This window comes from Streptomyces sp. ADI95-16, from assembly GCF_003721495.1.
Taxonomy (GTDB): domain Bacteria; phylum Actinomycetota; class Actinomycetes; order Streptomycetales; family Streptomycetaceae; genus Streptomyces; species Streptomyces goshikiensis.
The window spans coordinates 6,888,251-6,913,954 of record NZ_CP033581.1; the positions used below are offsets into that span (position 1 = coordinate 6,888,251).

Genomic DNA, 25,704 nt, shown 5'->3' on the forward strand with positions numbered 1-25,704 from the left:
GCGCCTCACACACCGTGTCCCTTCGCGCACCCACAGTGGTCGACGGTGTGATCCTGGACGCGGTCCGCGCCACCCGCCGGCCCGCCGACCTCCCCCGTCCGTCCCCCGAAACCCCCACGCACCCGAAGGAGATCCCCGCCATGCCGAACCAGCCGGTCCTCGAAACCGCCGCCCAGGCCTTCGCCGACGCCACCGCCCAGCCGCCGTTCCTCTACGAGATCCCGCCCGCCGAAGGCCGCAAGGCCGTGGACGGGGTCCAGAGCGGCGAGGGCGTCACCCTGCCCGACGTCGACGAGGAATGGATCACCGTCCAGGGCGGCCCCGCAGGCGACGTCCGCACCCGGATCGTCCGCCCCCGCGGCGCCACCGGCCCGCTCCCCGTCATCCTCTACATCCACGGCGCGGGCTGGGTCTTCGGCAACGCCCACACCCACGACCGCCTCGTCCGCGAACTCGCCGTCGGCACCGGCGCGGCCGTGGTCTTCCCCGACTACGCCCTCTCGCCCGAGGCCCGCTACCCCGTCGCCATCGAGCAGAACTACGGCGTCGCCCAGTGGATCGCCCGCGAGGGACACCACAAGGACCTCGACGGCACCCGGATCGCCGTCGCGGGCGACTCGGTCGGCGGGAACATGAGCGCCGCCCTCACCCTCATGGCCAAGCAGCGCGGCGACGTGAGCATCGTCCACCAGGTCCTCTTCTACCCGGTCACCGACGCCGCCTTCGACACCGAGTCCTACCAGCAGTTCGCCACCGGCTACTTCCTGCGCCGCGACGCCATGCGGTGGTTCTGGGACCAGTACACGACGGACGAGGCCGAGCGCGCCCAGATCACCGCCTCCCCGCTGCGCGCCTCCCTCGACCAGCTCACCGGGCTGCCGCCCGCCCTCGTCATCACCGCCGAGGCCGACGTGCTGCGCGACGAGGGCGAGGCGTACGCCGCCAAGCTGCGCGCCGCCGGAGTCCCGGTCACCGCGCTGCGCGTGCAGGGCACGATCCACGACTTCGTCATGCTGAACCCGCTGCGCGAGACGCACGCCGCGGAACTCGCCATCGGCCTCGCCACCGCCACTCTGCGCAAGGCCCTCGCATGACCGGCATACCGGGCGCCGCCGGCCCGGCGAGCATGCCCGTGGCCGGCATCTTGCCGGCCCCGGACCCGCGCCGGCCGGCGGCCGACCTCCTCGTCCGCAACGCGAAGGTGTTCACCGGCGACCCCGACCGCCCCGAGGCCCGCGCCGTCGCCGTCCGCGACGGCCGGGTCGTGGCCCTCGGCGACGACCACGACCTCGCGGCCTTCGTGGGCCCGGCGACCAAGGTCGTGGACGCGCTGGGCCGCCGGGTGGTGCCCGGGCTGAACGACTCGCACCTGCACGTCATCCGGGGCGGCCTGAACTACGTACTGGAACTGCGCTGGGACGGCGTCCGCAGCCTGCGCCGGGCCCTGGCCATGCTGCGCGAGCAGGCCGGCCGCACCCCCAAGGGGCAGTGGATCCGGGTCGTCGGCGGCTGGACCGCCGAGCAGTTCGCGGAACGCCGGATGCCGACCGTGGCCGAGCTGAACGCGGCCGCGCCCGACACCCCGGTGTTCGTCCTGCACCTCTACCAGTCGGCGCTGATGAACCGGGCCGCCGTCCGGGCCGCCGGATTCACCCGCGAGACCCCCGACCCGCGCGGCGGACAGATCGTACGGGGCCGGGACGGCGAACCGACCGGGGTCCTGCTGGCCGCGCCCGGCGCCCTCGTCCTCTACTCCACCCTGGCCAAGGCGCCGACCCTGGACCCGGCCGACCAGCGGACCTCGACGCGGCACTTCCTGCGCGAGCTCAACCGCTTCGGGCTCACCTCGGCGGTCGACGCCGCCGGCGGGTTCCAGAACTTCCCCGACAACTACGCCACCGTCATCGACCTGGCCCGGTCGGGGGAGCTGTCGCTGCGCATCGCCTACCACCTGTTCCCGCAGACCGCCGGGCAGGAACTCGCCGACCTGAGGCGCTGGACCGAGACGGTGCGGCCCGGGGACGGCGACGAGTGGCTGCGCCTGAACGGGGCCGGCGAGAACCTGACCTGGGCGGCCGCCGACTTCGAGAACTTCTCCGAGCCCAGGCCCGAACTCGCCGGGGGCTACGAGGCCGAGTTCGAACAGGCCGTGCGGCTGCTGCTGGAGAACGGCTGGGGCTTCCGGCTCCACGCCACCTACGACGAGACGATCCGCCGCGATCTGGACGTCTTCGAGAAGCTCGCCGCCGAGGGCCTCTTCCCCGGCGGCAACCGCTGGCTCTTCGACCACGCGGAGACCGTCTCGGGCGCCAGCCTGGACCGGATCGCGGCCCTGGGCGGCGCCGTCTCCGTCCAGAACCGGATGTCCTTCCAGGGCTCCGCGTTCCTCGACCGGTACGGGGCCGGGGCCACCTCCCACACCCCGCCGGTCCGCGCCATGCTGGAGCGGGGCCTGACCGTCGCCGCGGGGACCGACGCCACGCGCGTGTCCTCGTACAACCCGTGGGTCTCGCTGCACTGGCTGGTCACCGGCCGCACCGTCGGAGGCACGCCGCTCTACCCGGCCGCGAACCTGGTCGACCGGGAGACGGCCCTCGGCCTGTACACCCGCGGCGGGGCCCGGCTGACCGGCGAGGAGGACGTCAAGGGGACGCTGCGGGAGGGCTGTTACGGGGACCTCGCGATCCTGTCGCAGGACTACTTCACCGTGCCCGAGGCGGCCATCGCGGACATCGAGGCCGTGCTGACCGTCGTCGGCGGCCGGATCGTCTACGCGAGCGCCGAGTACGAGGGCCTCGACGAGGCCGTCCCGCCCGTCAGCCCGGCGTGGAGCCCCGTGGCCCACTTCGGCGGGTACCAGGCGGCGGGCGCCCGCCAGGCGGACCTGATGTCCGAGGCGGTCGCCGAATCCGAGCGGCACCGGCTGTGGCGCGTCGCGCGCGGCACCGCGGCGGCCGATACGGCGCCGCCCTTCGTCGACCCGTGCTTCACGCACTGAACAGGGGAACCCAGCAGATGAGTACGGAACCCGGCGAGACCCCCGGGCGGCGCTTCGAACCGGACCTGCGGTCGATGACCCGGATCAACCTGCGGCCCATCGCCTCGCCGATGCCGCTGGGCTTCTTCACGGTCGCGATCGCCTCGGTGATGACGGGCTGCATGCAGCTCGGGGTCTTCGAGGCCGCCGACCGGCGCGCCGTCGCCCTGTGCGTCCTGCCCGCGTTCGCCCTGCAACTCCTGGTGAGCGTGCTGGCCTTCGGGGCCCGGGACGTGATCGCGGCGACCCTGATGGGCACCTTCGCCGGCAGCTGGCTGGCGTACGCCCTGGTGACGGGCAGCGGCGCGGCCGGCGGGCCGCGCGTGCTCGGCGTGTTCAACCTGGCGTTCCTGTGCTTCGGGGCGCTGATGGCCGCCGTGACCCGGCCCAAGCGGGCGCTGTGGCTCGTCCTGGTGGTCTCCCTGCCCCGCTGGGCGGCCACGGGGCTGGCCGGGCTGACCGGCGCGGAGTGGCTCGCCCTGACCTCCGGGGCCCTCGGGCTGGCGGTCGCGCTGGTCGCCACGTACGCGGCGTACGCCCTGATGCTGGAGGACATGCGCAGCGAGGAGGTGCTGCCCATCGGCCGCAGCGGTCCCGCCCACACGGCGGTCGAGGGCGACCTGGCGGTGCAGCTGCGCAACCTGGAGCGCCAGGCGGGAGTGCGCCGCACGCTGTGAGGCCCGCCGCGGCGGTGCCCGGGCCGCGTCCGGTCCGGGCGCCGCCGCGCCGCCGGACCCCGTGTTCTTGAGCGCGATGGCGGTGATCGCCTTGATGCGCCGCCCTCTCCTGCCCGGCCGTGCACGACCTCCTGCGCCGGGGCGCGCCTTCGGGGGCGGGCGATGGCCGATAGTGGTGCGATCCGGTAACCGGTGTCCCCAATTCCGCACCTATCGCACGTCATGTACGCGCCAATCGTGCCTCCGTGGCCCCGAGGGTCCGTCCGGTACCGCACGCCCCGTCCGACACCCTGTGTGGACTGCCCGTATACTTTACGTGATCATCCATCACGGGTTCACCGCGAGAGCTTCACAGGGCACACACTTCCGGCCGTTCCGCGCCTGCGGCCTCCCGGCGGGGGCAGACGGCGCGCGCGTGCGCTGCCTAGCCTCCCGGGCTATGAGATCACCTCTGAAGAGCCGCCTCGGCCTCGCCACCGTCCTCGCCTTCGTCCTGGCCCTGTTCGGCCTCGCGCCCGCCGCGAGCGCCGACCCCGCGCCGGCCGCCCTGACGTTCTCCAGCAGCAGTGCCACCACCACCCCCGGCGGCACCGTGAACCTCTCCATGACGATCACCAACAACAAGACCTACGACATCTGGTTCGTCTACCAGACCATCAGCCCCACCTGGCTCACCACGCAGCGCCCGGACCTGAAGTACAGCTTCACCGGCTGTAGCCTCGCCACCCCCACCGGTGCCGCCTCCTGTTCCGGTGTCGGTCCGTCCGACCTCGGCGGCAACTACGGCGCCACCATCCCGCCCGGCCAGAGCCGCACCGTCACCCTGACCCTCCAGGTCGCCGCCGACTCCGGCTGCAACGGCAACATCGGCTTCTACTCGTACTACTACGCCGAGTTCAGCGACAGCTCCAGCACCAGTGGCGGCCCGGCCTTCACGCCCGAGACGCGCGTACTCTGCGCCTGACGCACTGTCCAGTCGTCACGCCCCGGATGGCCTGAAATCGCCGGAAGGCGCCCACCCGGCTTGGCCTGGACCACTGGAACCCGGCCCGGCGGACCGTCCCGGTCCGCCGGGGTGCCGGTGGTGTGTGAACCCTCAACGAGCCCTCCCGCGCGCCCCGTTGTCCACCTGCGTTTTTCCGTCGGTTTTCGCAACACCACCACGAAAGCTACACAGAGGCACCACTATGTGACGCGACGGATGCGTCGACGACTGGTTTCTGAGGGGGACACCGGCGTCACGCAAGGGGGAGCGTCCGCTTCGCGCGCGCTGCGCTCACCCCTGCCCGGGGAGGGGACTTTCACCGCATGAAGCGAAGCACTCGCACCGCCGTGTTAACGGTGGGCGCGCTCATCGCCGCCCTCGGCCTGCCGACCGCCGCGGCACACGCCGACACCACCACGCCCCGCGTCGATCTGCGGGTGCTGGTCGTGACCGACGGCGGTCCGGCCGTCCAGGCCATCACGGCGGAACTGGACTCGACGGGAACGCCGTACACACAGGTCGACCTCACCCGGTCGGACCGGTCCACGATCGACCCGGCGTTCCTCGCCGACACCGTGGACGGCCGGCCGCGCGCCAAGTACCAGGCCGTCGTCCTGCCCAACGACAACCCGTTCACGGCGGGCTCCGCCGAGATGACGGCCCTGACGGCCTACGAGCAGACCTACGCGATCCCGCAGGTCGACGCGTACACCTACGCGCGCCCCCAGGTCGGCCTCCAGTACTTCGTCGCCGGCGGCTACGCGGGCAGCGTCGACGGCGCGCAGGCCGCGATCACCACCGCCGGCCGCTCCGGCCCGTTCGGCTACCTCGAAGGAGCGGTGCCCTTCGAGGACAACTCGCCTTCAGTGGGCGAGAGTTACGCCTACCTCGCACAGCCCGCTCCCGGCGCGGACTTCACCCCGTACGTCGACGCGCCCATCCCGGGCTCGTCGCGGCGCGGGTCGCTCGTCGGCGAGTACCGGCACGACGGACGGCGCGAACTCGTCGTGACCTTCGTGTACAACCGCTACCAGCAGCAGTACCGGCTGCTCGCCCGCGGCATAGTCGAGTGGATGACCGGCGGCGTGCACCTGGGCTCCACCCGCAACAACTTCTCCGTCCACGTCGACGACGTGTTCGCCGCCGACGACCGCTGGGACACCCAGCTCAACTGCACCCCCGGTGACGTCGACTGCGCGAACGGCGCGGGCACGCCCAACCCGATCCGCATGACGGCCGCGGACGCCGAGTACGCCAAGACCTGGCAGGCCGCCCACGGGATCACCCTCGACATGGTCTACAACGGCGCCGGCAGCCTCGACCAGCGCGAGGACCACAACGGCGTCGACGAACTCGCCGACAAGCTCCAGGCCGACCGGAGCGCGTTCCGCTGGGTCAACCACACCTATACGCACGCCTTCCTCGGCTGCGAGCAGGACATCAGCGTGGTGCCCTGGAAGTGCGCCACCAACCCGGGCGGCAGCACCAAGTGGGTCAGCCGGACCGCCATCGACGACGAGATCGTCCTCAACCGCGTCTGGGGCCAGAGCCTCGGGCTGCCCCTGGAGAACGACGAACTGGTCACCGGCGAGCACTCCGGCATGGCGGTCCTGCCGCAGCAGACCCAGGACAACCCCAACCTCGCCCTGTCCCTGACCGGCAACGGCGTCAAGTGGCTCGCCTCCGACAACTCCCGGGACCCCGAGCAGCGTCAGGTCGGCTCGGCCGCCACCGTCGCCCGCTACCCGATGAACGTCTACTACAACGTCGGGAAGGCCGCCGAGGCGGTCGACGAGTACAACTGGATCTACACCTCCCGGGCCCAGGGCGGCAGCGGGATCTGCGAGGACCACGCGGACACCACCACCTGTCTGCCCGCGCCCCTCGCCACCGCCACCGGATACGCCGGCCACATCGTGCCGCTGGAGATCCGCACCGCCCTCGGGCACGTGCTCGCGGGCGACCCGAAGCCGCACTTCATCCACCAGTCCAACCTGGCCGAGGAACGCCTCGCGTACCCGGTGCTGAACGGCGTCATCGAGGGCTACGACGCCCTGTTCGCCGCCAACACGCCCCTGGTGAACCAGCGGATGAAGGACATCGGCACCGAACTCCAGCGCCGCGCCGCCTGGAAGTCCGCCCTCCAGGCCGGCCAGGTCAGCGCCTACCGCATCGGCGACAGCGTCACCGTCACGGCTCCGAACGGCGTCGCGGTCACCGCGACCCTGCCCACCGGCAGCCGGATCGGCGGCGCCGCCTACGGCAGCCCGTACGCGGGCCAGGTCTCCGGCTGGACCGGCTCGACCGGCACCCCGCTGGCCTTCGCCCTGCCGTCGTCGGCCCCCGCGGCCCCGACCGCCGCGGCGCCCGCCGCCCGGCCGGCTCCGGCCACCGCCCCCGCCCCGGGCACCCGCGTCCCCGCCGCCGTGCGCGAGCGCGGCTCCTCGGACGCCGCCCGGAGCTGACCGGCGCACGCGCGTCCCGGCCGCCTCGGCGCGGCCGGGACCGGACCGGCCCACCCCACACACACCGCCGTGGAGCACACCCATGCACGTTCACCACGGCGCGCGACGCCCCGGCGCGGCGCGCGTCACCCTGCTCACCGAAGGCACCTATCCCCACAGTCACGGCGGTGTCAGCGTCTGGTGCGACCAACTCGTCCAGGGCATGCCCGACTTCGACTTCGACGTCATCGCGGTCACCGGAACCGGCCGCGAACCCGTGGTCTGGGACCTGCCCGGTCACGTCGTGGGCGTCCGGCCCGTCCCGATGTGGGGCGACCCGCCGGAGGGCCACGCCCCCCGGGGTCGCGCCCACCGCCGGCTGTCCGCCGTCTACGAACAGTTCCTGACCTCGCTGCTCGACCCCTGCGCCGAGGACCGGTTCGGCCCCTCGCTCTACGCGATGGCGCGCGCCGCCGCCGACGGGGCCCTCAGCCCCTTCCTCCGCGGCGACCACGCCATCGCCATCCTGGCGGCGGTCTGGAACCGGCCCGGCATCGCCGCGCGCGAGGCCAGGCCGACCCTGCGCGACGCGCTGACCGCGACCTCACTGCTGGAACACGCCCTGCGCCCGCTGGCCGCCCCGCCGCCGCAGCACGGGGTGGCGCACGCCGTCAGCGGCGGCGTCGCCGTCCTCCCCGGGCTGGCCGGGCTGGACCGGTACGAGGTGCCCCTGCTCCTGACCGAACACGGCGTCTACCTGCGCGAGCGCTACCTCGGGTACCGCACCGCCCCGTACCGCTGGCCCGTGAAGGCCGTCGTCCTCGGCTTCTTCCGGCTGCTGGCCGAGGAGAGCTACCGCAGGGCCGCGCTGATCACCCCCGGCAACCGCTACAACCGGCTGTGGGAGGAACAGGGCGGCGCCGACCCGCAGGCCATCCGTACCGTCTACAACGGCGTCGATCCCGCGGCCTTCCCGCCGGCCGGACCGGAGCCGCAGGCACCCACGCTCAGCTGGGCCGGGCGGGTCGACCCCATCAAGGACCTGGAGACCCTGATCCGCGCCTTCGCCCTCGTCAGGGAGCGCGTGCCCGAGGCCCGGCTGCGCCTGTTCGGCGGCACCCCGCGCGGCGGCGAGGCCTACCGGGAGCGGTGCGAGGCGCTGGCCCGGGACCTCGGACACGCGGACGCCGTGACGTTCGAGGGCCGGGTCGAGGACATCAAGGACGCCTACGCGGCGGGCAACGTCGTGATGCTCTCCAGCATCAGCGAAGGCTTCCCCTTCACCCTCATCGAGGCCATGTCCTGCGGGCGGGCCACCGTGTCCACCGACGTGGGCGGGGTCCGGGAGGCCGTCGGCGACGCGGGTCTCGTGGTCCCGCCGCGCGACCCGGCCGCCATGGCCGAAGCCGCGCTGGAACTGCTGGGCGACGCCCGGCGGCGCGCGGCGATGGGCGAGGCGGCGCGGCTGCGCGTCATCGAGCAGTTCACCCTGCGCCAGACCATCGACACCTTCCGCTCCATCTACCAGGACCTGCCGACGCTCGGCCGGACCCGGCGGACCGCCGCCGTCCGTTCCGTGGCGCCCGTACCGGCCGGCCCGGCGCCCGTCGCCGCGCACGCCGCGCATGCCGCCGGGGCCTTCACGCCCGCACCGGCGATCCGGCTGGGGGCGACGGACGGACCGTCACCGCGCGCCGCCCAGGCAACGTCCGTCACCGGCACGGGGAGTCTGGCCGGATGAGCGGACCCATGGCACTCGAACCCGGCGGAACGGAACAGGACACGCTGGCGCTGCGGCTGGCCGACACCCGCAGACGCGTCCCCCGCCGGCTGCCCGCCGACGCCACCCTCACCCTGCGGCTGCCCGGCTTCGGCCCGAACGAGGAAGAGGTCAGCCGGCTCGCCGCCGAACTCGCCGACCGCGTCGGCCCCGCCGTCCACCCGTACGAGGTGGCCGCCCTGCTGGAGGCCGACGGCCTCTCCGCCGACATGATCCGGCAGCGGTACGGGCACCCCAACATCTTCTCCCTCGCGGCCGCCCTGTACGAACGGGTGCCCCGCGTCTTCCCCGAGCCCGCCGCGACGCCCGACCCCTGGCGGCCGGACCACGTGCGCTGCCTGCTGCGCGGCGTGCTCTTCGCCCTCCCCGGGCTGGCGTACCTGCTCACCGCACCCCTGTGGCACCCCGGCCGGCACGCCGCCGCGCTGATCGTCGCCGGCGTCATCTCGTGGGCCTGGGGACAGGCCCTCGGCCACCGGGCCTACCTGCGGATGGTGGCCGGGCAGCGCGAGGCCGGCCGGACCCTGCTGGTGGGAGCCCCGGCCGGGGCCGCCGCCGCCACCGCCGGCGCCGCGCTGGCCGCCTGGGGCGGAGCCGTGACCTGGGCGGCGGCCGCCCAGTCGCTCTACCTGGCGGCCGCGGGCGTCCTGCTCGTGCTGGGCCGGGAGCGGCTGCTGCTGGCCGCGCTCACCCCGCTGATCGCCGGCGCCGCCGTACTGCCCTGGTGGGAGCCGGGCCCGCTGCTGCGCACCGGCCTCCCGGCGCTGGCGCTCGCCGCCACGCTCGCCGCGGCCGGCCGGGCGCTGCGCGCCGCCCACACCGCCCCCGCCGCGGCCGGGGAGGCGGGGGCCCGGCCACCGCTGCGGCGGTCCCTCCCGTACGGGCTGTTCGGGCTGGCGGCTGCCGTACTGGTGCTGCTGGAGGGCCGGCAGGCGCCGTACGCGGTGATCGCGCTGACCGTCAGCATGGGGCCCGCCGAATGGCTGCTCTACCGCTTCCGCGGACTGTCGGCCACCGCCCTCGGCGCGGCCGCGACACCCCTCGGCTTCCTGCTGCGATCGGCCGGAGTGCTGGGCCTGTGCCTGTTCTCCTACGTCCTGCTCCTGCTGCCCGTGGCCCTGCTGACCGGCGCCGCGCCGGCCGCGCTGCTGCTGCTCGCGGCCACCCTGTGGACCGCACTGCTGCTCCAGGCCTTCGGGGTGGGCTGGCCGCCGGCCGTGGTCTGCCTGACGGCCGCCGCGGCGGCGGGCGCGGTCACCTTCCTCGCGCCGGTACGGGGCCCGCTGATCCTGCCGCTGTGCTGCGGCGCCGCCGCGCTGTGCCTCGCCGGATGCGCGCTGTGGGTCCTCGGCCGCCCCGCCCGGCACGCCTGATCTCCCGTCCGAACACCCGTCAACCAACAAGAAGGAAACCTCAGTTGACCACCGCACCGCTCGCCGCCGTCACCGGAGCCGAGGGCTTCATCGGCTCCCACCTCACCGAGGCCCTGGTCGCCCGTGGTCATCGGGTCCGCGCCATGGCCCAGTACAACTCCTTCTCCTCGTACGGCTGGCTGGAGACGCTGGCCCCCGACGTCCTCGACCAGGTGGAGATCGTCCTCGGTGACGTCCGCGACCCCGGCTCCGTCCGGGGCCTGCTCGAAGGCGCCGAATCCGCCTACCACCTGGCCGCGCTCATCGCGATCCCGTACTCCTACCGGGCGCCGCACAGCTACGTCGACACCAATGTCACCGGCACCCTCAACGTGCTGGAGGCCGTCCGCGCGCTGGGCACCCCGCGCCTCGTGCACACCTCCACCAGCGAGACCTACGGCACCGCCCAGACCGTGCCGATCACCGAGGACCACCCCATCAACACCCAGTCCCCGTACGCCGCCTCCAAGGCCGGCGGGGACCGGCTGGCCGACAGCTACCACGCCAGCTTCGCCACCCCGGTGGTGACGCTCCGGCCGTTCAACACCTTCGGACCGCGCCAGTCGATGCGCGCCGTGATCCCCACCGTCATCGGCCAGGTGGCGGCCGGGGAACGCGTCATCACCCTCGGTGACCTGCGGCCCACCCGCGACTTCAGCTACGTCAAGGACACCGCGCAGGCCTTCCTCGCGGCGGGCACCGCCCCCGCCGAGCAGGTCGTGGGCCGCACCTTCAACTCCGGCACCGGCGGCGAGATCTCGGTCGGCGACCTGGTCCAGCTGATCGGCAAGGTGATGGACGCCCCGATCGAGGTCCGCGAGGACAGCGAGCGGCTGCGGCCCGCAGCCTCCGAGGTGATGCGGCTGGTCGCCGACGCGAGCCGGCTCACCGCCGCCACCGGCTGGCAGCCCGCGCACACCCTGGAACAGGGCCTCGCGCACACGGTCGAGTTCTTCCGCGACCCGGCCAACCTGGCCCGCTACAAGACCGGCATCTACAACATCTGACCGCCGGGCGTTCCGCCGACGCACACGCACATCCCCACGCCACGCAACGTCCCCCACGCAACCTAGGAGGAGACCCATGTACGCAGTGATCCTGGCGGGCGGCAAGGGCGTTCGGCTCCGGCCCTACACCACGGCCCTGCCCAAGCCGCTCGTCCCCATCGGCGACCAGCACGCCATCCTGGAGATCGTGCTGCGCCAGCTCTCCGCGGCCGGCTTCACCCGCTGCACCATCGCCATCGGCCACCTGGGCGAGATCATCCGGGCGTACGTCGGCGACGGCTCGCAGTGGGGCATGAACATCGACTACGCCACCGAGGAGAGCCCGCTCGGCACCATGGGCCCGCTCCTGAACCTGCGCGACCGGCTCCCCGAGAACTTCCTCGTGATGAACGGAGACGTCCTCACCGACCTGGACTACGCGGACGTGCTGCGCAGCCACGAGGCGTCGGGCGCCCCGCTGACCATCGCCACCTACCCCCGCAAGGTGCACATCGACTTCGGGGTGCTCACCACCGCCGACAGCCGCGTGGTCGGCTTCACCGAGAAGCCCAGCATGGACTACCACGTCTCCATGGGGGTGTACGGGCTCAGCCGGTCCACCCTCGACGGCTACACACCCGGTCTGCCGCTCGGCTTCGACGAACTCGTCATAGACCTGCTCGGCGCCGAGAACCCGCCGCACTCCTACGCCTTCGACGGCTACTGGCTCGACATCGGTCGTCCCGACGACTACGACCGGGCCAACGCCGAGTTCACCAGCCGCAAGTCCTTGCTTCTCAAGGGAGCCTGAGCACGTCATGCGCATTCTCGTCCTGGGCCGAACCGGCTACCTGGGCGCCCACGTCGCCGACCGCCTGCGCGCCCTCCCGGGCGCGCGGGTGTTCGACGGCGGCCGCTCTCCCGACGCCGACTTCGGCGTCGACCTCGCCGCCGACCCGCCCGACCGGCTCGCGGCGGTCCTGGCCGCCGCGGCACCCGACGCGGTGGTCAACTGCGCGGGCGCGACCGGCGGGGACGCCGTGACCCTCGCCGAGGTCAACGCCCGCGGCCCCGCCCTGCTGTGCGCCGCGCTGCACGAAGCGGCGCCCGCGGCGCGCCTGGTCCACCTGGGCTCGGCCGCCGAGTACGGCCCCGGCGAGCCCGACACCCGGGTCGCCGAATGGGCCGCCACCCGCCCCGTCACCCCGTACGGCGCGACGAAACTGGCCGGCACCGTCGCGGTGACCGCCTCCGGCCTGGACGGCGTGGTCCTGCGGGTGGGCAACCCGGTGGGAGCCGGCGCACCGGTCACCGGGCTGCCGGGCCGGATCGCCGCGCTGCTGCGCGGGGCCGGGCAGGACCCTGACGCGGTGCTGCGGCTGGGCGACCTGTCCGCCCACCGCGACTTCGTGGACGTACGCGACGTCGCCCGGGCGGTGGCGCTCACGGTCACGACGCCCGGACCGCTGCCGCCCGTACTGAACATCGGCGCCGGGCGCGCCGTACCGGTCCGCGACCTGGTGCACACCCTGGCCGCCGCGGCGGGGTTCCGGGGGCGGATCGAGGAAGAGGAGGGCGGCTCGGCCCGCTCGTCCCAGGTGTCGTGGCAGTGCTCCGACATCACGGCGGCGGGCGAAGCCCTCGGCTGGCGCCCCGCCCACGGGCTCGGCGACATGCTCGCCGCGCTGTGGGCGGCGACGGCCGCGGAAGGCAGCGGAGCACCGTGAGCCTGCTCGTTCCGCTGTACGTCCACCCGGCCGAGGAACCCGGCCTGTGGCACCGGCTGATCACGGACGCCGCCGGCACCTACGGGGTCGTGCTCAACCCCGCCGACGGACCGGGCACCCGCCCCGACCCGGCGTTCACCGCGGCCGCCGCGGCGCTGCGCGCGGCCGGGGCACGGCTGCTCGGCTACGTGGACACCGACTACGGGGCACGCAACCGGACGCAGATGGTGGACGAGATGCGCCGGCACCAGGAGTGGTACGACGCCGACGGCTGCTTCCTCGACCGGGTGACGGCGACCCCGGACGGGCTCGGCGAATGCCGTCGGCTGGTCCGGTCGCTGCGCCGGCTCGGGGCGGCCACCGTGGTGCTGAACCCGGGCGTCCACCCGACCGCCGGGTACGTGCGCCTCGCCGACCTGACCGTCACCTTCGAGGGGCACTGGTCCACGTACGTCTCGGCCTTCACCAGACCGGCGTGGACGGCGCGTCATCCCCCCGAGCGGTTCTGCCACCTCGTCTACGGGGTACCCGAGGCCCTGATCCCGCTCGCCGTCCGCACCGCGCGCGAACGCGGCGCCGCGGTGTCGGGGCCGGTGACGGGCGAACCGCCCAACCCCTGGAACAAACTGACCCCCGCACTCACCGGGATGGAACGATGAGCCGCACGATACTGGCCCGAGCCGGCCTGCTGACCGCCCTGACGGCCTGCGTCCTGACGGGCTGTTCCACCCCGGACGCCGACGAAACCCCACCCCCGACCGCCCCCGCGGAACCCTCCCGGTCCGCGACCCCGGCACCTTCGGACGGACCGTCACCGGAGGCGTCACAGGGAACACCACCACCGGCAACACCCTCGCAATCCCCGGGGACCTCACCCGCACCACCCGACCAGGCGAAGTCCCGCTGGCACCCGGAACCCGGCCTGGCCTGGCAGTGGCAGCTCGACGGCCGCTCCGACCCCTCGGTCGACGTACCCGTCTACGACATCGACGGCTTCGAGAACTCGGCGGCCGACGTGGCCGTACTGCACCGGGCCGGCCGCAAGGTGATCTGCTACATCAACGTGGGCGCCTGGGAGGACTTCCGCCCCGACCAGGCCGACTTCCCGCGCGCGCTCCTCGGCCGGCCCAACGGCTGGCGCGGCGAACGCTGGCTGGACATCCGCCGCATCGACCTGCTGCGCCCGATCATGGAGAAGCGCTTCGACATGTGCCGGGCCAAGGGCTTCGACGCGGTGGAGCCCGACCTGATGGAGGGCTACGGCAACGACACCGGCTTCCCGCTCACCGCCGACCACCAGCTCGCGTTCAACCGCATGATCGCCGCCATCGCCCACGCCCGAGGCCTCTCGGTCGGCCTCAAGAACGACCTGCCGCAGATCCCGCAACTCGTCGGCGACTTCGACTTCGCGGTCAACGAGGAGTGCGCCCAGTTCGAGGAGTGCGCGTCCCTGACCCCCTTCGTCAAGGCGGACAAGGCGGTCTTCCACGTCGAGTACGAGGGCTCCACCGCCGCCTTCTGCGCCGACTCCCGCCGCCTCAAACTCTCCTCGATGCTCAAGAACCCCGAACTGGACACCTGGCGCAAGCCCTGCTGACGGAGGCAGGGTTGACGCATGGCGATGCGCATGCGGGGCGAGCGGGTACCGACGAGGCCGAGCGAGACCCGCCAGGGGATCGAGTGGCTGACCAATTTCGCCCCGGGTGACACCGCCGCGGCCCAGCTGTTGCTCAACAGCCTGCACGTCGTCTCGGAGACGACGTTCAGGCAGGAACTGTCGGAGCAGCTGAGGTCGACGTTGACGACCGATGCGAACGTGCCGGCGGCTCTGTACAGCGTCCGCTCCTGCCGGCCGACGGACACGATGTTCATCGGCGATGTGTCGCCGCTGGTCTCCAGTGGCGACGGGGGCGGCAGCGAGTTGATCGTTCAGAACATCCTCCGGCCCACGGAGCGGAGTCTGGACACCGCCGTCGTGGCGCGCAGCGCCACGACGATCGACGTCCTCCGGGCGAGGCGTGTCCGGAGCCTCGTGTTCGTCTCCGACTACGCCGGCTCCGGCGAGGAGTGTCTGGCATACGCGCGGGCCTGGCTGCGGAATGCGACGATCCGCAGTTGGCGCTCCCTGAAGCTCGTCCGGCTGCACCTGATGCTCTTCGCGTCGACGACGGCCGGGCTGCGGCGCATCCGCTCCAGTGGGCTCTACGACCAGGTGTCAGTGATCCATCACGGGATGGACTTCGCTTCGATGCAGTGGAGTCGGCAAGAGGCCGAGCGGGTCAGCGAACTGTGCGTGGAGTACGCGCGGCGCCCCGAAGAGGGACTGGGCTGGTCGCGCAGTGGGGGACTCCTCGTGTTCGAGCACACGGTGCCGAACAACCTCCCGGCCATCCTGCGCCAGACAAAGGGACGCACCAGGCGTCCTGACGGACAGTGGGCGCCGTTCTTCATGAACCGCGTGGTCCCGCCGGGACTCATGCGGGAACTCGTCGGATACCGACCCGAATACGATCCGCTCCTGGGGCTGCGCGCTGTGGGGCAGGTGCGACTGGCGCGGGCCGGCGAGCACCACACCCGTGCGCGCGGCGGGATTCGTCATCTCGTCGAGGTGCTGGCCCATGTCGCCAAGGGCCGCAGGCATCCCGAGCAGTTGGCGAGCGCGGTGGCGGTCTCCGTTCCGGCGGCCAGGGAGATCCTCGCGCAAGCCCGCCGGTGGGGCCTCGTGGATGACCAGACCCGGTTGACCGACGCGGGACGGGACGAACTTCGAGCCGCCAAGATCCGTCCACGACAAGTCGTCAGTCGTTTGCGGGGCAGTCAGGAGCCCTACTACCCTGTTGCCCTGCGGGAGAGTCAGTGACGTCTAGCGCGATCGGCGAGGTCATCGCCGAGTCAACGACCCGCACGCGCGGGTCAGGCTGCGGTCGTGAACCGCATGCTGTGGACAAGCTGTCGAACGCCTGGATCTCGCGAGGCGCCGGTGCTCCTACGTGGGCCTGGCGCGCGACTCGCGAGCGCCTGGCGGCATGCACCGAAGGTAGGCCGTCATCGACTCTCCCGCGCGCTACCGGAGCGAAGGCCGACGAAGAGGCGTCCCGTCCGACGTCATCGAAGAGGCGCTGGCGCAGACGCGGCGGCTACAGGGGCGCGATCTCACGCCCGTACTGACCCTGGCGCACCTTGCTCACCAGACGGGCGCACCGTACATCTACCTGCGGGAGATCGTCCAACGGGTCCGGGACCCCTACGCGGAGTTCTCCCGTCCCAAGCGCGAGCCCGGCAAGGCCCGTGTGATCGCCGCACCGGACGGTGTCCTGATGGACGTACAGCGCTGGCTGCTGGCAGGCCTGTTCGGCAGGATCGCGCCCCATCGAGCGAGCTATGCCTATCAACAGGGCCGCTCTGCCGTGCAGTGCGCGCAGCGTCATCTGGGTGCCTCCTGGCTGCTGAAGTTCGACCTGCACGACTTCTTCCACTCCATTGACGAGCGCGCGGTCCAGGCACTCGTCCGGGAGGCCGGCTACAACCGGCTGGTCTCGTTCGAGATCGCCCGCGTCTGCACCCGGCTCCCGGGCGGGAACACCGCGCCGTACACCAGAAGTGCGTACCAGGGCATCCCCACGTACAGAACGGGGACCCTGGGATTCCTTCCCCAGGGAGCCCCTACGAGCGGGGCCATCGCGAACTTGATCGCTCGCACACTGGACGACTCGCTCGTGGCCATCGCCGACCGGTACGACATGACGTACACCCGCTACGCGGACGACATGACGCTCTCCACTTCGCGGAACCTCGACCGCTCCGTCCTCACACGCTGCGTCGCCGAGATCTCGGCAGCGGTGGCAAGGACACGGTTTCGACTCCACAGGAAGAAGACGCGGATCGTCCCGCCGGGCGCCCGCAAGATCGTCCTGGGCCTCCTCGTGGACGGCGACAGGGTCCGGCTGCCCCGCCATACGCGCAGGAGGCTCGAAGACCACGTCCGGGGCACGACGTCCTTCGGCCTCACCGCCCACGTCGCTCATGCCGGATACAGCTCGCTCCAGGGGTTCGTGAACCACATCGACGGCCTGCTGTCCTACGCCCGAGGTGTGGACGCCGCCTGGGCCGACCAACTGAAGGCGAAGTGGGAGGAGGCGATGGCCGCCGAGGGCCTGACCGGCCTGGAACGCCACGCGTGGTGAATGCCCATCTTTACTACTTGGCCCCGACGTGGAACAGCCAGACGTCCAGGCGCTGGTTTCCGGCGGTGGTCGTCTTCTGGAAGACCGCCCCCTTCCTGAGGGGGACGCATACCACTTCCCAGGCGTCCAGTCCGATGTTGAACAGCTGCACACCGTTGTACCAGGAGTTGATGAACTGCTTCTTGCCGGATTCGTCCCTGACCACGGCGATCATGTCGGCCGGGACGGCGTAGGAGTATACGTTTCCGTTCCACGCGAGCTTGGTGACAGCGGGGAACAGACCGCTGATCGTTCCGCTGAGCGTGGTGGGTCCCTTGGCGTTGAGGGGCCCCATGGTGTTGACGGTGGCTGCCGCCGCGGTGTCGAAGCGGCCCGTCTTCAGCCAGAGGTACCCGTCGGCTCCGGGGTCGACGGTGAGGTTCTTGGTGGTGGTGGAGCCCTTGAGGGTGGTGGCGCCGGCGACGGTCAACGTACTCGCGATATTGACTTCACGGCCCTCGGTGGAGAGGGTCAGGCGTCCTCCGATGGCGAGCGAGCCGTAGTCGCCGCTGCCTTCGATGGTTCGGACATGCAGGGTGTTCGCCTTGTTGACCGTGAGGTCCTTGGTGGTGGTGGCGCCGTTGAGGCTGGCGGCACCGTTGAGGGTGGTGATGCCGGTGACGGTCAGTTTGCTCGCGACGTTGACCTCACCGGCCGTGGTGGAGAGGGTCAGCTTTCCGCCGATCTTGAGGGCCCCGCTGGCGCCGTTGCCTTCAATGGTCTGGGCGTACAGCGTGTTTGCCGCATTGACGGTGAGGTTCTTGGTGGTGGTGGCGCCATTGAGGTTGGTAGCGCCGTTGAGGGTTGTGGTACCGCCGGCGGTGATGCCGGTGACGGCGATGTCCGGGTTGTTCACCTTGACGTAGGTGGTGAGGTAGCGGACCTCGTTGCCCATCTTCGCTTCGAGCGTGAAGCTGCCGTCGTCCACCAGGTTCTCCGGTGACGTCCATGAACCGCCGGTGGCCGGCGACGACCCCTGAGTACCGTTCGGCTTGCGGTAGTACATGGTGTACGTCGCGTTGGCCGTACCCTCCCAGTGGAGGACGGGCTTGGTGTTGCGGCTGATGGCCACCGAGGCCGGGCGGAAGCTGTGCAGGTAGAACGAGTCGTCGCGCTTGCTGACTTCACCGCGGCCGATGCGTCCCTCGTACGGGCCGTTGGGTCCGGTGGCGGAAGTGGACTCCTCCCAGACGATGCTGACCGGCCCGACGCCGCCGTTGACCTCGATGCCCCAGAGTTTCAGTTCGACGTGCCAGGTTCCGTCGAAGGCGGCGGGGTCGTCCGGCGGCGGTGTGCAGGTGAAGACGGTCTGGTTGGGGTCGCGGGTGTCCCGGGCGACGTTCCACTCCCGTTTGCCGGCGGGCACGGTCAGCTCGTGGCGGATCAGAGCGGGTTCACTGGTGAGGGCGGACGCCTGACGGCCCGTCGGAATGCGGACCTTGAACTCCTTGCAGTGCACCGGCCAAGTGGCGGAGCCGGCCTTGGTCTTGCCGTAGGTGAACGTCAGGTCGGCGTACTCCGGTTTGGCGAAGGTCGAGACCCGCAGCGGGCTCGGGCTCTCCTCCTTGGCCGGGGGCAGCAGCATGGGGAGTTCGGGGGTCGTCACGGTGGGAGGTCTCCTTGGTGCCGGGGGTGGTGAGGGCGTCAGCGGGTGTCGTGGGCGGCGGTGAGGTGCGCGTTGCCGGCGCGGCGCTGCGGGCTGTCGTCGCCGAGCGCGGTGTCCTCGGTGACGCGGCTCTCGGCACCGATCGGTGTGCTGATGTCGAGGGTGAGGGTGAGGGCCCAGGTGCCGTCGAAGAGGGCGGGGTCGGCGGGGGTGAGGGTGAGGAGGGTGGCGGCCGGGTCCGTGGTGGTGGTCTCGACCAGCCATTGCCGGCCCCTCCCGGGGCCGCGGGGGAGGTCCAGCCGGGTGCGCAGGACGACGGGCTCGTCGCTCGTCGCGGACGCGCCGGTGGCGTGGGGGAGGTCGAAGGTGATCCCCCGGCACCGCACGGGCCAGGTGGTGCGGCCGTCGGGGCCGTCGCCGACGGTGAGACGGACGCGGTGGAGGGCCACGCCGCCCGGTTGCGCGGCCGTCGCCGGGGTGTGCTCCAGGAGGTAGGGGAGGAGCAGGGCCGGATGGGGGCTGGTCACGACGTGGGTCCTTCCGGGGCCGGGGTGGTGCGGGTGTGCCCTGGGGCGGCCGGTTGGAGCTGGAGGTAGCCGGAGCGGGCGACGGGGAGGGGCGCGTCCGGGTGGGAGAGCTCGTCCGCGTGGTGGATGACGTGCTCGTCCCAGGAGGGCAGCCGCGGGCCGGTCGCCGTTCCGGCCACGAGCAGCGGCTCGGCCCAGGTCCAGTCGCCGTGCCAGGCCGCGGGGCGGGGCATCACGAGGGACTTCTCCGGCGGCTCGGCCACGGCCGTGAACGCGCGGACGGCGCACGGACCGGCGGCGGGGCTGGTGTGCCGCAGCCGCAGGAAGCGGGCGGTGAGGGGCGCCGGGGGAGTGTGGTGGATCTCCGTCGCCCGGGTGTCGCTACGGAGCACGGTCCACTGCTCGCCGTCCGCGGAGGCCTCCAGGTCGGTGGCCACCGGGACATGGCTGCCGTCCGGGCGGCCGAGGAGGACGCTGACGGCTTCCACGCGCCGTTCGGTGTGCAGGTCGAGACGGACCCAGTCGCCGGTCGCCGCGGGCTCGGCGCTCTCGTAGGCGGTCGTCGGGTCGCCGTCGGCCATGGCCGAGGCCGGGTGGCCGGCCAGGGACGGGGCCGAGGCCGCCGCCGTCGGCGGGCCGAAGCGGTCGGGGGCGAGGAGCGGGTTGAGCCGGAAGGAGGCGCGGATGCGGGCGAGCGCCCGGTGGGTGGTGTCGGCGTCCACGGCGATCTCGGCCACCGGCAGGATGTCCGTGGTGGCGTGCACGGCGGTGTGCGGGCAGGCCAGCAGGGTGAGGTGGTGGGTGGCGGGGCGGTCGGCGGGGCGAGCGGGCAGCGTGAGGTGCGTGCCCTTGCCGATGGCCGTCAGATAGGCGTTGGCCGGGCCCGTCGGGTCGACGGCGTGCAGCTGGTCGTAGCGGGTCGGCCGGTCGTGGTCGTCGGCGGCGAAGTAGCCGATGAGGCCGTCGGAGAGCCGGTCGGGGTCGCCCAGGCGCACGGTCCAGCGGAGATCGGGGTACGTCTCCTGCGGCGGCTCGAAGGCGTGCTCCCAGCTGGGATCGGTCAGGGGTTCGCCCATCAGGTCCAGGTTGAGGCCGACGCGGACGAGGGCGACGGGGCGGCCGATCAGCCGGGCCGGGGAGCGGTCCTCGGCGGGCGAGGGTTCGAGGATGTGGTCGAGCGCGCCGTCGATCGTCTCGGCCAGGGCGTCGAAGGCTTCCGGCCCGTGGGCGAGCAGGCCGCGGGCGAACGCCGCGAGGTGCGGGTAGGCGGCGGCGAAGTCGTCGTCGTCGGGGTGGCGGTGGGGGGCGTGCGGAAGCGCGTTCCAGGCGGTGGTGCGCGTGTTGCGGGCGTCGCGCACCACGCGGAGTTCGCCGAGTGGCTCTCCGTCGGGACCGTAGGTCAGCAGCGTCTTGTCGAGGTGGTTGACCAGGAGCCAGCCGGCCACCGGCGCTTCGGCGCCCGGGCGGGGCGCGACGTCACCCGAGAGGGCCGTCCCGGCGGGTGGACCGTCGGCTCGCAGCGGCACGGCGTCCAGGCGGACACGGGCCGGTTGGACGAGCCGGGGCGGCAACTGCACGAAGCGCTGGGGTCCGGGCGGGTTCGGGAACAGGTGCTGGTCGGGCAGGACGCTGGGCGCGCGGACCGGCTCGAACTGGATGGGCTGGGTCTGGTTCGGCTGTACCAGTGAGCACACCCGTCCGAAGCGGTCGATGACGACCAGTTCGATGAAGTGGAACTGCCCCGCGCGCACGGGCTGGAACCGCCGCGCGCCCGAGCCCTCGGCGCCGTCGGGCACGTGGTGGGTCTCGCCGGCCAGGGACAGAACCGAGTGGTCGGTGACGGCCTGGGCGGCGCCGTCGTGGTGGACCAGCCAGTCGTGGAAGCCGTCGAGGGCCTGGGAGAGCACGTCGATGCCCTCCAGTTCCTCACCCATGGCCCTTAGCTGTCCGGCCAGTTGGGGTGGAGCGTGCGCGGCGAGCCGCCGGGCCTGTTCGCGGAGCACGTACCGGGTGGAAGGGGTGACGAAGGAACGTCCGCCGAAGGCCGTCCACCTCCGTCCGCCGTCACCGTTGCCGGGGGCGGCGTTGCCGCCCTTCCAGCGGTAGCGGTCGCCGTCGAACTCCCAGGCGGGATCGGTGGATCCTTCGCTCCGGTAGGGAGTGGCGCAGTGTTTGATCTCCCACTGCAGGTAGAGGGGGAGCCAGGGCTGGCGCCATACGCGGGTGTACTCGGGCCAGGGGCCCTCGCTGCGGGCGGCCGGGTCGTCGACGATGTCGTGCAGCGCCGTGCGACCGGGCGCACCGCCGGTGGCCGGGGTGCGCGCAGCCTGGTCGAGCAGGGCGAACTCGGCGATCAGCGGCGTGATGACGCCCGGAATCCCGGGCGTGTTGGCGGGCAGCAGGGGGTCGGCCGGGGCGGGCACCGGCGCGTTGCCGATCTCGACCCGGGTGAGGAGCCGGGACGGCAGACGGCAGGGCAGCGGGTCGTCCTCGTCGCGGCCGAGCGACTGGCCGGTGCCCTTGCCGCTCAGGGCGAGGACGGGGTCGGCGGGGCGGTGGTAGCTCTGCCGGGGGGTCCGCTTGAGCTCCAGGTCCGCGGGCAGTCTCCTGACCTTGGTGTAACCGTTGATCGCGGCCTGGACCTCTTCCGGGGTGCGACCGTGCGGGACCGCGCGGCTCAGCCGGTCGACCTCGGCCCGGCATTCCGTCACCTGGGACCCGACGGCGGCGATCTTCTCGTCCCAGGCCGCCTCGTCGAGCTCGAAGCCCAGCGGACGGCGGCCTTCGGGCAGGTGGCGCAGCCACCACAGCGTCCACAGCCGCCACTGCGCGGCGCTGAGCCGGTGGATCGCCCGATCGTAGGCGTCCTGGTCGTCGTTGAGAGCGTCGACCCAGTCCGGCTGGACGGGCGGCGGTGCCTGTGCCTCGGTCTGGTCGCCGGGCCGGTTGACGACCCGCCAGGTGGCGCCGCCCTCGTGGCCGCTGAACCAGGACCGGCGGGTGATCTCGTCGAGCGAGTTCCGCCAGTCGGGGCCGTCGAGGTCGTCCGGGTTGCCGTGGTAGAGGGCACGGACGAGGTCGGCGGCGCGGTTGCTGCGCGTCTGGTGGGCGGCGAGCGCCGCGGCAGCGTCCGCGGTGCTGTGACCGACCGCGACCTTGACGTCCCGGCTCGCGGGCCGGTCCGAGTCGTGGTGTCCGCCCTCACGGTCCCACGGGATGCCGAGCACGGTGCCGGCGTACCGGGTCCGGACGATCGTGTCCGGCATGCCGTCGGGGGCGGCCCAGCCCAGGGCCCGCAGCACGTCGGCCGTGCTGTCGGGGTCGGCGTCCGGGGGCAGCAGGCCCTCGACGTCCCGCGCGGTGCGGAGGATGTCGGCGTCGTCCTGGCTGTACCAGCCGATCACGCGGTAGCTGACGGTGCACGGCGGCGGATAGCTCTCGTTGGCCTTGAGGTCGGCGAGGGTGTCGTGGAAGAGGAAGACGTTCTCGTGGTACGGAGCGAAGGCGGCGAAGGCGGGCAGGCCGCTGCCGATGGCGGTGAGGAACAGCGGACGCCGCGCGGGCTCGCTCCAGGGGCCGTCGGTCAGCGGGTGGACGCGGCCGATGTAGTCGGAGCGCGGCGCCTCCTTGGGAGAGGCCGGGTCGACGAACGGGGTGAACGCCGATTCGGCGGGCCCTCCGTCGGCCTTCTCCAGGTAGTCGCTGTGCACGAGGAACCCCGCGGCCTTCAGCTCACCTCGCACCTGGGCGTAGCGGATGACCAGCCAGCGGTTGGGCACCAGCGGGAAGGCGCTGACGCCCGTGACGGGGTCGATCACCCCGGTCGCCAGGGCCTCGGGCAGCTGCCACTGCACGTGGACGCCCTCGCCCGGGCTGCCCTCGGAGCTGTGGATGGACGGCTCGGCGTTGCTGCGGTGGCCCTCGGAGAACGTCCACGCGTACTTCGGGGTCCACCGCCGGAAGTCGTCGTACTCGTTCACGGAGCGGGTGGCCAGGAGCGCGTGGACCTCGATGGGGACGATCAGATCGGTGTCGGTCATCGGGCGGTCTCCTGGCAGGGCGCGGGATCGAGGGTCAGGCGCTGCTCGACGGGGGCGTTGACGAGTTGCAGGGCGAACTCGCCCGGTGCGAGGTCGTCCAGGCCGGGGTCCAGGGCGGCGGCGAGGGCGGGGACGAGGCCGCGCTCGCCGCGCAGGGCGAGGACTTCCGGGGCGTCGTCACCGGTGGACCGCCGCAGGTGGCGGGTGAGCAGGCCCCCGTCGGCGGGATAGTCGCGGCGCAGCGGGTGGCCGAGGCCGGTCCCGGGCCGGTGATCGCGCAGATTGATGACGCTGTTGTCGCCGGTGGCGCCATTGGCGTCGAGACCGAAGTGGATGCCCTGCCCGGGTTCCCGGATGACGATCTCGTCGGGCATCGCGTTCAGGAGGATCAGCAGGGTGTCGGGGGCGGGGTGGTCGCGGCGCAGTTCGCCGAGGCTCCGGCCCGCGGCGGTGGCGAGGAGGTCGAACTCCGGCCAGGCCCGCACGAGGTCCGAGCGGATGAGCAGCCCGGCGGCCGGCCGGGAGGCGGTGGTGCGGGCGCGGCGGCGGTCGACGCCGGCGGTGAGCGCACGGTCGACGAACGCGTCCAGGGAGGTGTGGACGCCCACGTCCCGCGCCCCGGCGAGCAGCGCCTCGGTCCAGTTCGCGTCGATACGGAACAGCCGGATCGACTCTGGCGGGAGCATCGCGGGGTGTGGCACCAGATAGTTGAACGGCACCCTGCGGAGCAGCGTCAGCTCGTCCAGCCACGCCGGGATCGTACGGGTGTGGCGCTCGGCGGCGGCCTGTAGGGCCGCCGCCCCGGGCTCGTCCGCGAGCACGGCCCGGCCGGCCTCCCGGGTGAGGCGGGTGCGGCGGGCGGCGGGAGCGGGGGCCTGGCCGGGCGGGGCGAGGGGGCGGGCGAGCGCCTCGCGCAGGCCGGCGGCGAAGCCCGAGTCGGCCAGCTCCCGCAGGGCCCGTCCGGCCAGGTCGCCGGGGGCGGTGGCGGCGAGCGTCGGCTCGGTGGCCACGGCCATCATCGTCGCGGCGGTGTTGGCCAGCTCGCGCCGGGCGCGGGTGATCTCCTCGCCGTAGCCGGGGTCGCTCAGCGCCAGGGTGCGGCCCAGCGTCCAGGCGGCCGCGTAGGAGATGTCGAACAGGCCGTGCTCCGGCTCGTAGATCAGCGCGTGGTCGGCGGTGGTCTGCGGGGCGTCGCGGGCGAAGTCGCGGGTGGCGGCGGCCATGACGGGCAGGAACGGGCCGCGGTACCAGCCGTAGGTGGTCTCCCCCGACAGCAGCCGGTACGGCAGCGGGACGTAGCCCAGGTGCAGTCGGCGCTCGGTGTACCGCTCGGCTTCCGGCGCGGAGCGGGACGCCACGCTCCCGCCGGGGCGCAGGCGCAGCGCCAGGTTCTCCCGGTCGGTACGGGCGGGCGCGACGAGGTCGCTCAGCAGGGAGGCCGGGGCCCGGGTGCCGCCCGGGTCGCTGGTGAACGTCCACGAGTGCAGGGCGCACAGCCGCACCGCGTTCGTACCGGCGGGGAGCCGGCCCGGTTCGAGGCTCTCCTCGAAGCCCTCCAGGGAGACCAGGTGCGCGGTGTAGGTGCCGGGCCGCCCGGGGAAGCGGTTGGCGGCCAGGACGGCGTACTGGCCCTTGGCGAGGACTTCGCCGTCCTCGGCGCGCTTTCGCGGCCGTGGGGAGACGTCGCGGACGTGGGCGAGGTAGTGCAGTTCCTCCTCGCGCGGCACGAGGGCGGTGAACAACGCGGCCGGGACGTCGATGCTCTGGCAGCGACCGGCCTCGATGGCCGGGGTGATGCCGATGTCGCTGAGGTCCGGCCCGAGGGTGCCCGCCGGTGGGCGGCGCAGCTCGGCGACGGTGCGCGTGGTGCTCAGGCCCAGACCTTCCGGGTCGTCGGGCAGTTCGCCCGCGCGGAAGACCATCAGCGCCAGCCACGGCGCCTGCCCGGGCACCGCGCGGGCCTTCAGCAGTCGCTCCCAGGGCAGGATGGAGCGGTTGAGGGTGATGTGCGGGAGGGTGCGGCCGAAGTCGCCGACGGCTCCCTCGGCCGGATAGCGGGCGTGGACGGACGAGGGGTCGAGGACGAACCGGACCGCACGGATCTCGAACCGCTGCTCCGTCGCGGGGATCGCGGGTGAGTCGACCCGTGTGTCGTCCTTGGTCAGGCGGTGCTCCGCCGTGAGGGTGTAGACGCCGGCGGCGGCTTCCGGCCGACGGTAGTCGTGGAAGGCGACCCGCAGGTCATCGGTGGCGCTCAACG

General features: G+C 72.8%; 18 protein-coding genes. 14 read left to right on the forward strand and 4 right to left on the reverse strand.

Going from position 1 to position 25,704, the window contains the following annotated elements; genetic code table 11:
* Positions 1–140: 140 nt before the first annotated feature.
* The 14 genes from EES41_RS30675 (at position 141) to EES41_RS30740 (ending at position 17,232) form a co-directional block, all read left to right on the forward strand.
* The gene (locus EES41_RS30675; RefSeq protein ID WP_123082793.1) at positions 141–1,094 is read left to right on the forward strand and encodes an alpha/beta hydrolase; all 954 of its coding nucleotides are present in this window, start codon (positions 141–143) and stop codon (positions 1,092–1,094) included.
* Positions 1,091–2,998, forward strand: a complete 1,908-nt coding sequence (locus EES41_RS30680; RefSeq protein WP_123081224.1) for an amidohydrolase — start codon at positions 1,091–1,093, stop codon at positions 2,996–2,998. The genes EES41_RS30675 and EES41_RS30680 overlap by 4 nt, the downstream gene beginning before the upstream one ends.
* A gap of 17 nt (positions 2,999–3,015) precedes the next feature.
* Positions 3,016–3,714, forward strand: a complete 699-nt coding sequence (locus tag EES41_RS30685) for a GPR1/FUN34/YaaH family transporter (protein ID WP_123081225.1) — start codon at positions 3,016–3,018, stop codon at positions 3,712–3,714.
* 439 nt (positions 3,715–4,153) lie between these two features.
* The gene (locus EES41_RS30690) at positions 4,154–4,678 is read left to right on the forward strand and encodes a hypothetical protein (RefSeq protein WP_008740208.1); all 525 of its coding nucleotides are present in this window, start codon (positions 4,154–4,156) and stop codon (positions 4,676–4,678) included.
* Positions 4,679–5,022: 344 nt separating this feature from the next.
* Entirely contained in the window at positions 5,023–7,164 is a 2,142-nt protein-coding gene (locus tag EES41_RS30695; RefSeq protein ID WP_123081226.1) for a hypothetical protein, read from the forward strand.
* An 82-nt stretch (positions 7,165–7,246) separates the two neighbouring features.
* On the forward strand, positions 7,247–8,884 hold the full coding sequence (gene pelF, locus EES41_RS30700; RefSeq protein WP_123081227.1) for a GT4 family glycosyltransferase PelF: 1,638 nt from the start codon (positions 7,247–7,249) through the stop codon (positions 8,882–8,884).
* A complete protein-coding gene (locus EES41_RS30705; protein ID WP_123081228.1) occupies positions 8,881–10,296 on the forward strand; it encodes a hypothetical protein in 1,416 nt (471 codons plus the stop codon). Before pelF ends, EES41_RS30705 begins: the two co-directional genes overlap by 4 nt.
* 44 nt (positions 10,297–10,340) lie before the next feature.
* Positions 10,341–11,342, forward strand: a complete 1,002-nt coding sequence (locus tag EES41_RS30710; RefSeq protein WP_123081229.1) for a GDP-mannose 4,6-dehydratase — start codon at positions 10,341–10,343, stop codon at positions 11,340–11,342.
* A gap of 76 nt (positions 11,343–11,418) precedes the next feature.
* Positions 11,419–12,132 (forward strand): nucleotidyltransferase family protein, encoded by a 714-nt coding sequence (locus tag EES41_RS30715; protein WP_123081230.1) that lies wholly within the window; start codon positions 11,419–11,421, stop codon positions 12,130–12,132.
* Positions 12,133–12,139: 7 nt separating this feature from the next.
* Positions 12,140–13,048 carry an NAD(P)-dependent oxidoreductase gene (locus EES41_RS30720; protein WP_123081231.1) on the forward strand — a complete coding sequence of 303 codons (909 nt, stop codon included), beginning with the start codon at positions 12,140–12,142 and terminating at the stop codon, positions 13,046–13,048.
* Positions 13,045–13,707, forward strand: coding sequence for a spherulation-specific family 4 protein (locus EES41_RS30725; protein ID WP_123082794.1), 663 nt, complete (start codon positions 13,045–13,047; stop codon positions 13,705–13,707). Before EES41_RS30720 ends, EES41_RS30725 begins: the two co-directional genes overlap by 4 nt.
* The gene (locus EES41_RS30730; protein ID WP_250569549.1) at positions 13,704–14,645 is read left to right on the forward strand and encodes an endo alpha-1,4 polygalactosaminidase; all 942 of its coding nucleotides are present in this window, start codon (positions 13,704–13,706) and stop codon (positions 14,643–14,645) included. Before EES41_RS30725 ends, EES41_RS30730 begins: the two co-directional genes overlap by 4 nt.
* Before the next feature lie 18 nt (positions 14,646–14,663).
* On the forward strand, positions 14,664–15,908 hold the full coding sequence (locus EES41_RS30735; protein WP_123081232.1) for a hypothetical protein: 1,245 nt from the start codon (positions 14,664–14,666) through the stop codon (positions 15,906–15,908).
* Positions 15,909–16,269: 361 nt separating this feature from the next.
* Positions 16,270–17,232, forward strand: coding sequence for a reverse transcriptase family protein (locus EES41_RS30740; protein ID WP_302186192.1), 963 nt, complete (start codon positions 16,270–16,272; stop codon positions 17,230–17,232).
* A gap of 13 nt (positions 17,233–17,245) precedes the next feature.
* Here EES41_RS30740 and EES41_RS30745 read toward each other — a convergent pair whose 3' ends face one another.
* The 4 genes from EES41_RS30745 to EES41_RS30760 are packed head-to-tail and all read right to left on the reverse strand — an operon-like array spanning position 17,246 to position 25,702.
* Entirely contained in the window at positions 17,246–18,877 is a 1,632-nt protein-coding gene (locus EES41_RS30745) for a hypothetical protein (protein ID WP_123081234.1), read from the reverse strand.
* A 38-nt stretch (positions 18,878–18,915) separates the two neighbouring features.
* Positions 18,916–19,404, reverse strand: a complete 489-nt coding sequence (locus EES41_RS30750; RefSeq protein ID WP_123081235.1) for a hypothetical protein — start codon at positions 19,402–19,404, stop codon at positions 18,916–18,918.
* Positions 19,401–23,444, reverse strand: coding sequence for a discoidin domain-containing protein (locus tag EES41_RS30755; protein WP_123081236.1), 4,044 nt, complete (start codon positions 23,442–23,444; stop codon positions 19,401–19,403). Before EES41_RS30755 ends, EES41_RS30750 begins: the two co-directional genes overlap by 4 nt.
* Positions 23,441–25,702, reverse strand: coding sequence for a hypothetical protein (locus EES41_RS30760; protein WP_123081237.1), 2,262 nt, complete (start codon positions 25,700–25,702; stop codon positions 23,441–23,443). Before EES41_RS30760 ends, EES41_RS30755 begins: the two co-directional genes overlap by 4 nt.
* Positions 25,703–25,704 lie beyond the last annotated feature (2 nt).

Bases quoted from the DNA above. Each gene is read 5' to 3' on its own strand.
- EES41_RS30675 (WP_123082793.1), top strand. From the start codon at position 141: ATGCCGAACCAGCCGGTCCTCGAAACCGCCGCCCAGGCCTTCGCCGAC.
- EES41_RS30680 (WP_123081224.1), top strand. From the start codon at position 1,091: ATGACCGGCATACCGGGCGCCGCCGGCCCGGCGAGCATGCCCGTGGCC.
- EES41_RS30685 (WP_123081225.1), top strand. From the start codon at position 3,016: ATGAGTACGGAACCCGGCGAGACCCCCGGGCGGCGCTTCGAACCGGAC.
- EES41_RS30690 (WP_008740208.1), top strand. From the start codon at position 4,154: ATGAGATCACCTCTGAAGAGCCGCCTCGGCCTCGCCACCGTCCTCGCC.
- EES41_RS30695 (WP_123081226.1), top strand. From the start codon at position 5,023: ATGAAGCGAAGCACTCGCACCGCCGTGTTAACGGTGGGCGCGCTCATC.
- pelF (WP_123081227.1), top strand. From the start codon at position 7,247: ATGCACGTTCACCACGGCGCGCGACGCCCCGGCGCGGCGCGCGTCACC.
- EES41_RS30705 (WP_123081228.1), top strand. From the start codon at position 8,881: ATGAGCGGACCCATGGCACTCGAACCCGGCGGAACGGAACAGGACACG.
- EES41_RS30715 (WP_123081230.1), top strand. From the start codon at position 11,419: ATGTACGCAGTGATCCTGGCGGGCGGCAAGGGCGTTCGGCTCCGGCCC.
- EES41_RS30720 (WP_123081231.1), top strand. From the start codon at position 12,140: ATGCGCATTCTCGTCCTGGGCCGAACCGGCTACCTGGGCGCCCACGTC.
- EES41_RS30730 (WP_250569549.1), top strand. From the start codon at position 13,704: ATGAGCCGCACGATACTGGCCCGAGCCGGCCTGCTGACCGCCCTGACG.
- EES41_RS30735 (WP_123081232.1), top strand. From the start codon at position 14,664: ATGGCGATGCGCATGCGGGGCGAGCGGGTACCGACGAGGCCGAGCGAG.
- EES41_RS30755 (WP_123081236.1), bottom strand. From the start codon at position 23,444: ATGACCGACACCGATCTGATCGTCCCCATCGAGGTCCACGCGCTCCTG.